This window comes from Microbacterium sp. Root280D1 (assembly GCF_001428975.1).
Classification (GTDB): Bacteria; Actinomycetota; Actinomycetes; order Actinomycetales; family Microbacteriaceae; genus Microbacterium.
In genome coordinates, this window is record NZ_LMJK01000001.1 from 1,000,803 (window position 1) to 1,011,305 (window position 10,503).

Sequence of the window (10,503 nt, forward strand, 5' to 3'; positions counted from 1 at the left end):
TCCGCGGCCGGTCATCGGACCGCAACGGGGGAGGCGGACGCGGGGGAGGACGGAGCGGGATACCCGGCAGCCCACCGGTCCAGCACCGTCCGGTGCGGCGTGACGAAGTGCTCATCGGCGTAGCGTCCCTGCACGACGGCGAGCTGGCTGCGCTCCTCGCGGTCGTACGTGATCTCCGTCTGCTGATAGTCGTCGTGGGCGAGGCTCGGACGGTAGACGCTCTCGGCCGGCGCATTCGCATTGTAGATCTCAGGCCGGTAGATCTTCTGGAAGGTCTCCATGGTGCTGATCGTGCCGATGAGCTGCAGATCGGAGTAGTCGCTCAGGAGGTCGCCGCGGAAGTAGAAGGCGAGGGGGGCGACGCTGCCGCGTGGCATGAAGTAGCGGACCTGCAGCCCCATCTTCCCGAAGTACTCGTCGGTGAGCGAGAAGGAGTCCTGCACGTACTCGGCGCCGAGCACGGGGTGGTGGTTGCCGTTGCGGTGATAGGTCCTGCTGGTCGAGACGCTGATGCAGATCACCGGCAGGGTCGAGAAGCGCTCCTGGTACGCCTCGGACTCGAGGAAATGCTGGAAGAGCTTGCCGTGCAGCACGCCGAAGTCGTCGGGAGTGGAGAATCCGCCGGCGGCCGCGCTCGCCGCAGGCAGGACGACGCTGAAGTCGTAGTCGCGGAGGTAGGAGGAGAAGTTGTTTCCCACGATCCCATGGTGGCGTTCGCCGGTCAGCCGGTCGACGATGTGGACGTCGAGCACCTCGAGCACCGGGAACTCCTCGTCGTTGCCATCGGCGAATCGCAACTGCACCGAGACGATGTCGAGCTCGACCGTGTAGCGCTCGTCGCCGCCCGCGAGGTCGTTGAAGCGACGGTCGATCATCTCCAGGGCGTTGCGGAGGTTCTGCTGGCGGCGCTCGCCGCGCGCGAGGTTGGCGAAGTTCGTGGTGATGCGCGAGCTGTCGGACGGGGCATAGTCCTCGTCGAAGCGAGTGGTCGTGATGCTGAACGTGATCTCGTTCGCCATGAGGGGCCAATCCGGAAGAGGGGAGGCCCATCGGGCCTCGCGAAAGCGGTGATCTCATAGTGCAGCGATGCCGGAGCTATCGGGTAATTCGGCTCCGCTATGCGGTGATATAGCCTTCTCCTATGCCTAGGCGATCGAGCGGGATCACACTGCAACAGCTCCAGTACTTCATCGAGGTCGCTGCGGAGGGGTCCATCACCGCGGCGGCCGACGTGCTCTATGTCGCGCAGCCCACGATGTCCGCGGCGATGAAAGACCTCGAGAGCCGAGTCGGACGCGATCTGCTCACCCGGTCGGCGCGAGGGGTGACGCTCACGAGCGACGGCACGGAGTTCCTCGGGTATGCCAGACAGATCGTCGAGCAGGCCGAGCTTCTCGAGCAGCGCTACCTCGGGCGGCCACCGTCGCGCCGCCTCCTCGGGGTCTCCACCCAGCATTACTCCTTCGCCGTCGACGCATTCGTGCGGATGGTCAAGCGCTCGAGCGCCGCCGAATACGAGTTCTCGCTCCGCGAGACCCGCACGTGGGACATCATCGAGGATGTGCGGACGCTCCGCAGCGAACTCGGCATCCTCTTCCGCAACGACTTCAACCGCAACGTGATCGACAAGCTCCTGCGGGACTCGGGTCTCGCATTCCATCCGCTCTTCATCGCCGAGCCGCACATCTTCGTCTCACGGCGGAACGCACTCGCGTCGCGAGACCGTGCGACCCTCGACGATCTCGTCGGCCTTCCGCGTCTCACCTTCGACCAGGGCGCGAACAACTCGTTCTACTTCGCGGAGGAGATCCTCTCGACCCTCTCGAGTGCGCGGGAGATCCGGGTCTCCGATCGAGCGACGATCTTCAACCTGATGATCGGTCTCGACGGATACACGATCTCGACCGGCATCATCAGCGACGATCTCGATCCCGAGATCGTCGCCGTGCCCCTCGACGTCGACGAGCGCATCGAGATCGGCTGGATCGGACGCACGGCCATACCGCTCACCGAACAGGCTCAGCAGTACCTCGGCGAGGTGCGAGACGTGGTGGCGAGCTTCGGCGTGCCCCTTCTCGAGGACGAACCGCGCGAGCCGGAGATCCGTCAGACGGTGCCGTAGAGCCGATCGCCGGCGTCGCCGAGTCCGGGCACGATGTAGCCCTTCTCGTTGAGGCGCTCATCCAGGGCCCCGAGCACGATCGTCACGTCGCGGTCTCCGACGAGCGCCTCGATGGCGGCGAGGCCTTCGGGAGTGCCGAGCAGGCAGATCGCTGTGACGTCCTTGGCCCCGCGGTCGAAGAGGAACTGGATGGCGGCAGCCAGCGAGCCGCCGGTCGCGAGCATCGGATCGATCGCGAAGCACTGACGATCGCTCAGGTCGTCGGGAAGGCGCTCGGCGTAGGTGGTCGGCTCGAAGGTCTCCTCGTCGCGGACCATGCCCAGGAACCCGACCTCTGCCGTCGGCAGCAGCTTCACCAGGCCCTCGAGCATGCCGAGGCCGGCGCGCAGGATCGGCACGACGATCGGACGGGGCTCCGAGATCTTCACGCCCATCGTCGTCGTCACGGGAGTGGTGATCTCGACCGGACTGACCTTCACGTTGCGGGTCGCCTCATACGCGAGAAGCGTCACGAGCTCTTCGGTCAGCTGCCGGAAGACGGGCGACGGGGTGCGATGGTCGCGCAGCACCGAGAGCTTGTGAGTGACGAGAGGGTGGTCGGCGACGTGGACACGCATGGATACAGGCTAATGCGCCGGGGGCTCCGGTACGACATCGGATGCCGCCGGCTGCCCGAGCGGCTGTCGTAGGCTCGACGCATGACCGCCTCCGACGCCCGTGCGATGCGACGCGCGCTCGAGCTCGCGGCCGAGGCATCGGCGGCCTCGGAGATCCCGGTCGGCGCGGTGGTGCTCGACGCAGAGGGCCGGATCATCGCCGAAGGACGCAATCATCGTGAGGCGACCCACGACCCCACGGGGCACGCCGAGATCGCGGCGCTGCGGTCGGCCGCGGCGTCCGTCGGCTCGTGGAATCTCGACGGCCACACCCTCGTCGTGACCCTCGAGCCCTGCATCATGTGCGCGGGGGCGATCCTGCAGGCGCGGATCGGCCGCGTCGTCTTCGGCGCGTGGGATGACAAGGCGGGGGCCGCCGGCTCCATGTACGACGTGCTGCGCGACCGTCGGCTGCCGTACCGCGCCGAGGTCGTCGGCGGGGTCGAAGCGGATGCCGCCACGGCCCTGCTGCGGAGCTTCTTCGAGCAGCGGCGCTGACGGCTACGGCACCCCGCGCGCGATCAGTCGGAGGACTTGAGCACGAAGACGTCGGTCGACGGCTCGGGGTCGAGCGACGGCCGGTACACGTCGGGCTCGATGTAGATCACGCGTGCGATCGGAAGAGCCTCGCGGATGCGGGCCTCGATCGCATCGATGTCGACAGCTGCCTCGCGCAGCGGCTTGTTCGCGTTGAGTGCGATCTTCGCCGCGACCATGAGCTCGTCCGGGCCCAGGTAGAGGGTCTTCATGTGGATGATCTTCTCGATCTCGTCGCCCGCGTTGATCGCGTCGACGATGCGATCGTTATCGGCCTGCGTGGCGCCCTCGCCCACGAGGAGGCTCTTCGTCTCGACGCCGAGCACGATCGCGATGAGCACGAGCAGGATGCCGATCATCAATGTGCCGAGTGCGTCGAACAGCGGGTTTCCGGTGATCACGGTGAGCCCGACGCCGAGCAGTGCGAACGTGAGACCGGTGAGTGCCCCGACGTCCTCGAGGAGCACGACGGGGAGCTCCGGCGCCTTCGCGCGGCGCACGAACGACACCCAGGACTGGCCCGTGTCACGGACGAGATTGCTCTCTCTGACGGCGGTGCGCAGCGAGAACGACTCGAGGCCGATCGCGACCACCAGCACGACGATCGGCAGCCACCACCACGTCTTGTCGAGTTCATGCGGGTGCGTGAGCTTGTCGATCGCCTCGTAGATCGCGAACAGACCTCCGACGGAGAACAGGATGATCGACACCACGAACGCGTAGACGTACCGTTCCCGCCCGTAGCCGAAGGGGTGCGCCCTGTCCGCCTCGCGCTTCGCCTTGCGTCCGCCCAGCATGAGCAGCAGCTGGTTGCCCGAGTCGGCGACCGAGTGGATCGCCTCGGCGAGCATCGATGCGGATCCCGACAGCGCCCACGCGAGGAACTTCGCCAGGGCTATGCCCAGGTTCGCCAGGAACGCCGCGAGAATGGCCTTGCCGCCGCCGGATGCACTCATGCGTCGAGTCTAGATCGGCTCGTCGGTGGTCGCCCGGTGCGCCCGCCGTAGGATGGCGACATGGCTGACTCGCTTCCCGCTCTCGCGTTCCTCGGTGCCGGATCGATGGGCGGCGCGATCCTCCGAGGGGTGGCCGCATCCGGCATCCAGGTCGACGGAGGAATCACCGCGACGAACCGCACGCCCGAGAAGGCGGCGGCCCTCGCCGACCTCGACGGGGTCAGGAGCATCGCCCTGTCCGAGACCACCGACGGCAACGCGGATGCGGTCGCGAAGGCTCGCATCGTCCTCGTCGGGGTGAAGCCCGCGATGGTCCCCGATCTGCTGCGCGAGATCGCCCCGCATCTGGCCGACGACGCGATCGTCGTGAGCCTCGCCGCGGGCGTCACGCTCCAGACCTTCGCCGACAACCTCGGCGCCGACGTGCGGGTCATCCGATCGATGCCGAACACGCCCTCGACAGTTGGCAAGGGAGTCACCGGTCTGGCCGCGGGGGCAGCGGCATCCGACGACGATCTCGCCCTCGTGCACCGCCTCTTCGCCACCGTGGGCGCGGTCGTCGAGGTTCCCGAATCGCAGATCGACGCCCTCTCGACGATCTCGGGTTCCGGCCCCGCCTACGTCTACCTGCTCATCGAGGAGCTGACGAAGGCAGCCGTCGGAATGGGCTTCAGCGAGAGCGACGCGCGGGTCATGGTGGAGCAGACCTTCATCGGCGCCACTGCGCTGCTCGATGCGTCGGGTGAGGAGCCGTCCGAGCTCCGCCGCAGGGTCACGAGCCCCAAGGGCACCACCGAGAAGGCCGTGGCGGTGCTGCAGGACGCGCACCTCGATCGCACCTTCGCGGATGCTGCCGCCGCCGCGCTCGCCCGCGCGAAGGAACTCGCGGCCGGAGCCTGACATGCAGCTGCGGTTCTCCGGGGAGATCTGGTTCTGGCGCGGTCCCGCGCCGTTCCATTTCGTCACCGTGCCGCCGGCGGAGAGCGAGATGATCGGTGAGGTCGCGAGCGTCGTCACCTACGGATGGGGGATGATCCCCGCATCCGTCACGATCGGCGACACGACCGTGACCACCGCCCTCTGGCCCAAGGACGGCGGCTACATCGTGCCGATCAAGAAGGCACTGCAAGACCGTGAGGGCGTCGGCGTCGACGACCTCGTCGAGATCGCGCTCGACATCGACGCCTGACGTCCGTCGCGCGGATGCCGGTCAGCGGTCGAGGGCGGCGAAGCGCTCGATGTCGCTGTTGGTGCCCGAGACGATGATCAGATCGTGGTTGGTCACGATCGTGTTCGCCTCGGCGTAGCGGAACGGCTTGCCCGGGCTCTTCACTCCCACGACCGTGACCTTGTACTTGCTGCGCACGCCGGACTCGTTCAGACCCACGCCGCGGATGAACTTCGGCGGGTACATCTTGGCCAGCACGAAGTCGTCGTCGAAGCGGATGAAGTCGAGCATCCGGCCGGAGACGAGGTGCGCGACGCGCTCACCGGCTTCTCGCTCGGGGTAGATGACGTGGTTGGCGCCGACGCGGGCGAGGATCTTGCCGTGCGACTGCGAGACCGCCTTGGCCCAGATCTGCGGCACCTTGAGGTCGACGAGGTTCGCGGTGATCAGCACCGACGCCTCGATCGACGAGCCGACGGCGACGACGGCGACCTGGAAGTCCTGCGCGCCGATCTGCCGCAGGGCGTCGATGTTCTTGGCGTCGGCCTGCACCGTGTGCGTGACGCGGTCCGACCATTTCTGCACGAGCTCGAGGTTGTCGTCGATCGCCAGGACCTCGCGGTCGAGACGATCGAGTTCGCCTGCGCAGGCGGCACCGAACCGGCCGAGACCGATGACGAGGACGGGAGCGTCGCCCCGGAGGACTTCAACCAACGATCGGCCTTTCCACGGGCAGTGAGTAGTACTGCGTTCGCGATGTCGCGGCGACGGCCGCGGCGAGAGTCACTGTACCAACGCGCCCCATGAAGATGGTGGTCGCGAGGACGTACGAACCGGCGTCGGGGAGATCGGCGGTGAGGCCGGTCGAGAGTCCGACGGTGGCGAAAGCCGAGATGACGTCGAAGAGGACGTGGCTGATGTCCGCCTTGGTGATCTGGGCGATGATGATCGTCGAGAGTGCCACGATCGTGGCTCCCCAGGCGACGACGCTCAACGCGACGCGCTGCACGTCGCTGGGGATGCGACGGCCGAACGCCTCGACGGACTGACGGCCCTTGGCCTCGGACCACACCGCGATCGCGAGCACCGCCAGGGTCGTCACCTTGATTCCGCCTGCGGTGGAGGCCGAGCCGCCGCCGACGAACATCAGCATGCTCGCGGCGAGGAGGGATGAGCCGTTCAGATCGTCCATCTCGATCACGTTGAAGCCGCCCGACCTCGTCATCGCGGACAGGAAGAACGCCTGGAAGGTCGTGTCCGCGGCATCCATCGACCCGAACGTCTTCGGGTTCGCGTACTCGAGGATCAGGAATACGGCGGCGCCGAGCACGAAGAGCAGCACCGTGGTGACCAGGGTGAGCTTGGTGTGCAGCGACCACTTCTTCACGTGCCACACGTGCTTGGCCAGGGTGTAGATCACCGGAAAGCCGATGCTGCCGAGGAACACGCCTGCCATCAGCAGCGTGAGGACCAGATAGTCGTCGGCGAACACGGCGACTCCGCCGGCATTCGGCGCGAAGCCGGTGTTGGTGAAGGCCATCGCGGCGAAATAGGGGGCCTCCCAGAGCGCTGCGATCGGCTCGACCCCGGCCATCACGAGTGCGGGGTAGAGGAGGACCGCGAGCACGCCCTCGATGATCAGCGCGGAGACGGCCACGGTCGTCAGGAGCTGACCGACTTCGCCCAGCCGGACGGTCTGGCTCTCGTTCACCACGCCACCGTGCGCGCGAAGGGGGTTGGTGTCTCCCGCGGCGAGGAGCTTGGCGCGGAGTCCCAGTCTCTTGGAGATGAGCATGCCCATCAACGAGGCGAGGGTGAGAACGCCGAGCGCGCCGATGTTGACGCCGATGAAGATCAGCACGTGACCGAAGGGCGACCAGTACGTCGCCATGTCGACGGTCGCGAGTCCCGTGACGCAGATGGTGGAGACCGCGGTGAACAGTGCATCGGCCAACGGCGTGACCGTGCGCGAGGCCGAGGCGATCGGCAGCGAGAGCAGCACCGTGAAGACCAGGATGAGCAGCGCGAAGATGACGATCGCGAAGCGCGAGGGCGACGACGTGATGATGTGCTTGCCCCAGGAGGCGGCGTTCTGGAGACGCTGTCGAGGCGACGACGCCGAAACGATGCCCGACATCGCGTCCCCCTTCGATCTTCCTGCTCCGACGTACGCGGATGCACGGCGCTGATCGCCGAGCCTTCGTCATGGTACTCCGTGCCGGGGACGACTACCCTGATCACATGACGGACATCTTCGACGTGATCGCAGACGGTACGAGGCGAGACATTCTCCAGCTTCTCCTGCGACGCACCGCCGAAGGGGATGCCGGAACGAGCGTGAGCCAGATCGTCGCCGACCTCGGCATCAGCCAGCCGACCGTCTCGAAGCATCTGAAGGTCCTGCGCGAGGCCGAGCTGGTCAGCGTCCGCGAAGACGGGCAGCGTCGTTTCTACAGCTTGGCCGTCGAGCCGCTCGAGGCCGTCGACGACTGGCTCGTGCCCTTCCTCATGGATGCCTACGGCGACGACGCACCCGACATCGACTACCCCGGACTGCCGCTGCCCGACGGAGCCGCACACGCGGCCGAGGTCGTCGGCCGTGCCGCGGCATCGGCCAAGCACGTGGTCGCGACGGCTCTCAAGCGCCTCGGCGGCTGATCGCGGCCGGAGACACACATCGCCCCTGACGATCGGGGGGCGTGTCGTCAGGGGCGAGGCCGCGGGCCCCAGCCCGCGTGACTCGGATGGTGCCATCGTGAGTCGCGTGGTCAGCCTCGCAGGGCAGTCTGAGCGGTTCCGGCATACGTCCTATGTCTCCGCTGTGACCTCGCCCGTTCCGCGGGCCATGCGCGGATTCGGGACCTTCCCGTGCGCGCCTTCGCGACCGTCGGGGATGCACACTGATCACACAGGCCACATGGGTTTACACGTGTCCCACCTTGCCCATAGAGTGTGCACACAATCCAGAAAGGGGTACGTGGGATGCCCGAGGTTCCAGATGTCCGGTTCCTTACGGTGGCCGAGGTCGCCGAACTCATGCGTGTGTCGAAGATGACGGTCTATCGGATGGTGCACGCTGGGGAGCTGCCAGCCATCCGCTTCGGTCGCAGTTTCCGTGTTCCGGAATCCGCGGTCGCCGAAGCCCTGCAGCGACCGATAGCCGACGTCGGCTGACGTCCTCGGCGTCGTCTCGTGAGCGCGTGCAGCGGAAGCTCCACGGTTTGCTAGACTGATCCGAGGCATTTTTCCGTGCCCGTACCCGGGTGTCCGTCACCGACGACACCCAGCCACTGACTTAGTGAGGTTTCCGTGGGTTCTGTCATCAAGAAGCGCCGCAAGCGCATGGCGAAGAAGAAGCACCGCAAGCTGCTTCGTAAGACTCGCCACCAGCGTCGCAACAAGAAGTAAGCGACCAGACACGAGCGCCTGTCTCCGGACGGGCGCTTTGTGTCTCTGCCCCCGGTTTCCCACTCGTCGCAGGAGCATGCCATGAAGTCGATCACCGTCACCGAACTCGCCGAGCGGTCGAACACCCCGCTCATCGATGTCCGAGAGGTGGATGAGTTCGCCGCCGGTCACGTACCCGGGGCAGTCAACATCCCGATGTCCGAGATCGGCAACCGGCTCGAAGAGCTGCCCGCAGAGTCGTTCGACGTCATCTGCCAAGCGGGTGGGCGGTCGGCGCGCGTCGTCGAAGCGCTCGAGTCCCGCGGATACGACGCCACCAACGTCGAGGGCGGAACGGGCGAGTGGATCGCGCAGGGCCGCGATATCGAGGTGCCGTCGGCGTGACCACGCTGACCCTCATCGGCAAGCCGGACTGCCATCTCTGCGATGTCGCGTCCGAGATCATCGACGCCGTCGTCGCCGACCTGCCTGACGCGGCAGCCGAGCGCATCGAGATCGTGGAGGCCTCGATCGCCGACGATCCTGTGCTCTACGAGCTGTGGTGGGAGAAGATCCCCGTCGTCCTGATCGACGGCGACCTGCACGCGCACTGGCGTCTGTCCGCCGACCGACTGCGCGACGCGCTCGAATCAGCCGTGCAGCAGGACGCACTCGAGAAGGAAGCCCGATGATCCGTCACGTCGTCACCTGGAAGCTCGCAGCCGACGATGCGGCGACACGCGCCGAGCAGGCCGCCGAGGTCGCCCGTCGTCTGAACGCTCTCGACGGCGTCGTGCCGCAGCTGCGCTCGATCACCGCGGGCGCGAACGTCGCCTATCCCGACGCGAACTGGGACGTCACCCTCGTCGCGGACGTCGATTCGATCGCTGCTCTCGAGGAGTACCAGGTGCACCCGGCGCACGAAGAGGTCGTGGCGTATGTGCGCTCGGTCGTCGCCTCCCGTGTGGCCGTCGACTTCGAACTCTGAACCTCTGAACCTCTGATCGGCGGTTCTCGGTGTGATGAGCGCAGGGGGAATCGCAGGCGAGACCACCTGGCGTGACATCACGATCGCCTGGGCATCGCCCTCGCAGCCGCACGGTGTCACTGAAGCCGATGCCGCAGCGATGGGTCAGCGGGAACGCCTCCGCGAGCTGAGCGGCAGCCGTGCCCAGGCGTTCCTCGCCGGCAGGGCACTGATGCGCGCCCTCGTACGCAGGATCACCGGAACGCACGACGTGGTCATCTCGAGCCGCTGTGCCAGGTGCGGGGCGGACCATGGTCGGCCGCGCGCCGACGGCGTCTTGCTCAGCGTGAGTCATGCGGAGGGTCTCGTCGTCGTCGCAGTGGCTCCGGCAGCGGTGGGGACCGCGGCGTCGCTCGGCGTCGATGTCGAGCAGGCATCTGCGGCCGGCCGTGTCGACGAGCTGCGAACGATGTTCCCTGACGGCGCAGCCCCGGATCTCGCGGGGTGGACGCGCATCGAGGCGGCGGTCAAGGCGGATGGTCGCGGATTCGAGACAGAGCCGTCAGAGGTGCTCCTCCGACCGCGCGCGAACACGGATCCCTGCGTGTGGTCGGCAGCGCTTCCGGGTCGTGCCGCCACGATCGACGTCACGACGCTGGTCGGCCCACCGGGGTACGTGCTGAGCGTCGCTCGGGGGTGATCCCGCTCGG

At 67.0% G+C, this 10,503-nt stretch carries 16 protein-coding genes; 11 read left to right on the forward strand and 5 right to left on the reverse strand.

All coding sequences use genetic code 11. The annotated features are described in order from the left end of the window. Positions 1 to 11: 11 nt before the first annotated feature. Positions 12 to 1,019 carry a putative oxygenase MesX gene (locus ASE34_RS04825; RefSeq protein WP_056277081.1) on the reverse strand — a complete coding sequence of 336 codons (1,008 nt, stop codon included), beginning with the start codon at positions 1,017 to 1,019 and terminating at the stop codon, positions 12 to 14. 122 nt (positions 1,020 to 1,141) lie between these two features. Between ASE34_RS04825 and ASE34_RS04830 the strand changes: the two genes are divergently transcribed. Further along, positions 1,142 to 2,122, forward strand: a complete 981-nt coding sequence (locus tag ASE34_RS04830; protein WP_056277084.1) for a LysR family transcriptional regulator — start codon at positions 1,142 to 1,144, stop codon at positions 2,120 to 2,122. On the opposite strand, the gene upp is transcribed toward ASE34_RS04830, so the two are convergent. After that, entirely contained in the window at positions 2,107 to 2,739 is a 633-nt protein-coding gene (gene upp / locus ASE34_RS04835) for a uracil phosphoribosyltransferase (protein ID WP_042538962.1), read from the reverse strand. The two genes, ASE34_RS04830 and upp, sit on opposite strands and share 16 nt — an antisense overlap. A gap of 81 nt (positions 2,740 to 2,820) precedes the next feature. Between upp and tadA the strand changes: the two genes are divergently transcribed. Beyond that, positions 2,821 to 3,276 (forward strand): tRNA adenosine(34) deaminase TadA, encoded by a 456-nt coding sequence (tadA, locus tag ASE34_RS04840; RefSeq protein WP_056277087.1) that lies wholly within the window; start codon positions 2,821 to 2,823, stop codon positions 3,274 to 3,276. Positions 3,277 to 3,299: 23 nt separating this feature from the next. Here the strand turns inward: tadA and ASE34_RS04845 are convergent, their stop codons facing one another. After that, on the reverse strand, positions 3,300 to 4,271 hold the full coding sequence (locus ASE34_RS04845; protein ID WP_056277090.1) for a cation diffusion facilitator family transporter: 972 nt from the start codon (positions 4,269 to 4,271) through the stop codon (positions 3,300 to 3,302). A 60-nt stretch (positions 4,272 to 4,331) separates the two neighbouring features. On the opposite strand from ASE34_RS04845, the gene proC reads away from it, so the two are divergent. Next, on the forward strand, positions 4,332 to 5,171 hold the full coding sequence (proC, locus tag ASE34_RS04850) for a pyrroline-5-carboxylate reductase (protein WP_056277093.1): 840 nt from the start codon (positions 4,332 to 4,334) through the stop codon (positions 5,169 to 5,171). Between the two features lies 1 nt (position 5,172). Continuing rightward, on the forward strand, positions 5,173 to 5,460 hold the full coding sequence (locus ASE34_RS04855) for a DUF1905 domain-containing protein (RefSeq protein WP_053098847.1): 288 nt from the start codon (positions 5,173 to 5,175) through the stop codon (positions 5,458 to 5,460). 21 nt (positions 5,461 to 5,481) lie between these two features. On the opposite strand, the gene ASE34_RS04860 is transcribed toward ASE34_RS04855, so the two are convergent. Next, a complete protein-coding gene (locus ASE34_RS04860; protein WP_047520565.1) occupies positions 5,482 to 6,153 on the reverse strand; it encodes a potassium channel family protein in 672 nt (223 codons plus the stop codon). After that, positions 6,146 to 7,576, reverse strand: coding sequence for a TrkH family potassium uptake protein (locus ASE34_RS04865; protein ID WP_053098848.1), 1,431 nt, complete (start codon positions 7,574 to 7,576; stop codon positions 6,146 to 6,148). Before ASE34_RS04865 ends, ASE34_RS04860 begins: the two co-directional genes overlap by 8 nt. A gap of 104 nt (positions 7,577 to 7,680) precedes the next feature. Between ASE34_RS04865 and ASE34_RS04870 the strand changes: the two genes are divergently transcribed. From ASE34_RS04870 to ASE34_RS04895, 7 genes are all read left to right on the forward strand, one after another. Beyond that, entirely contained in the window at positions 7,681 to 8,097 is a 417-nt protein-coding gene (locus ASE34_RS04870; RefSeq protein ID WP_056277731.1) for an ArsR/SmtB family transcription factor, read from the forward strand. Between the two features lie 324 nt (positions 8,098 to 8,421). Next, positions 8,422 to 8,613, forward strand: coding sequence for a helix-turn-helix domain-containing protein (locus tag ASE34_RS04875; RefSeq protein WP_053098849.1), 192 nt, complete (start codon positions 8,422 to 8,424; stop codon positions 8,611 to 8,613). Positions 8,614 to 8,748: 135 nt separating this feature from the next. Next, positions 8,749 to 8,847: a 30S ribosomal protein bS22 gene (locus ASE34_RS17505; protein WP_003792170.1), complete on the forward strand. Its 99-nt coding sequence runs from the start codon at positions 8,749 to 8,751 to the stop codon at positions 8,845 to 8,847. 81 nt (positions 8,848 to 8,928) lie between these two features. After that, positions 8,929 to 9,231 (forward strand): rhodanese-like domain-containing protein, encoded by a 303-nt coding sequence (locus ASE34_RS04880; protein ID WP_053098850.1) that lies wholly within the window; start codon positions 8,929 to 8,931, stop codon positions 9,229 to 9,231. Beyond that, positions 9,228 to 9,518, forward strand: coding sequence for a glutaredoxin family protein (locus tag ASE34_RS04885; RefSeq protein WP_053098851.1), 291 nt, complete (start codon positions 9,228 to 9,230; stop codon positions 9,516 to 9,518). Before ASE34_RS04880 ends, ASE34_RS04885 begins: the two co-directional genes overlap by 4 nt. Further along, positions 9,515 to 9,814, forward strand: coding sequence for a Dabb family protein (locus ASE34_RS04890; RefSeq protein ID WP_053098852.1), 300 nt, complete (start codon positions 9,515 to 9,517; stop codon positions 9,812 to 9,814). The genes ASE34_RS04885 and ASE34_RS04890 overlap by 4 nt, the downstream gene beginning before the upstream one ends. A gap of 34 nt (positions 9,815 to 9,848) precedes the next feature. Further along, a complete protein-coding gene (locus tag ASE34_RS04895) occupies positions 9,849 to 10,493 on the forward strand; it encodes a hypothetical protein (protein WP_056277098.1) in 645 nt (214 codons plus the stop codon). Positions 10,494 to 10,503 lie beyond the last annotated feature (10 nt).

Coding starts and splice junctions, on each gene's coding strand:
- ASE34_RS04825 (WP_056277081.1), bottom strand. CDS start 1,019: ATGGCGAACGAGATCACGTTCAGCATCACGACCACTCGCTTCGACGAG.
- ASE34_RS04830 (WP_056277084.1), top strand. CDS start 1,142: ATGCCTAGGCGATCGAGCGGGATCACACTGCAACAGCTCCAGTACTTC.
- upp (WP_042538962.1), bottom strand. CDS start 2,739: ATGCGTGTCCACGTCGCCGACCACCCTCTCGTCACTCACAAGCTCTCG.
- tadA (WP_056277087.1), top strand. CDS start 2,821: ATGACCGCCTCCGACGCCCGTGCGATGCGACGCGCGCTCGAGCTCGCG.
- ASE34_RS04845 (WP_056277090.1), bottom strand. CDS start 4,271: ATGAGTGCATCCGGCGGCGGCAAGGCCATTCTCGCGGCGTTCCTGGCG.
- proC (WP_056277093.1), top strand. CDS start 4,332: ATGGCTGACTCGCTTCCCGCTCTCGCGTTCCTCGGTGCCGGATCGATG.
- ASE34_RS04855 (WP_053098847.1), top strand. CDS start 5,173: ATGCAGCTGCGGTTCTCCGGGGAGATCTGGTTCTGGCGCGGTCCCGCG.
- ASE34_RS04865 (WP_053098848.1), bottom strand. CDS start 7,576: ATGTCGGGCATCGTTTCGGCGTCGTCGCCTCGACAGCGTCTCCAGAAC.
- ASE34_RS04870 (WP_056277731.1), top strand. CDS start 7,681: ATGACGGACATCTTCGACGTGATCGCAGACGGTACGAGGCGAGACATT.
- ASE34_RS04875 (WP_053098849.1), top strand. CDS start 8,422: ATGCCCGAGGTTCCAGATGTCCGGTTCCTTACGGTGGCCGAGGTCGCC.
- ASE34_RS04880 (WP_053098850.1), top strand. CDS start 8,929: ATGAAGTCGATCACCGTCACCGAACTCGCCGAGCGGTCGAACACCCCG.
- ASE34_RS04890 (WP_053098852.1), top strand. CDS start 9,515: ATGATCCGTCACGTCGTCACCTGGAAGCTCGCAGCCGACGATGCGGCG.
- ASE34_RS04895 (WP_056277098.1), top strand. CDS start 9,849: ATGAGCGCAGGGGGAATCGCAGGCGAGACCACCTGGCGTGACATCACG.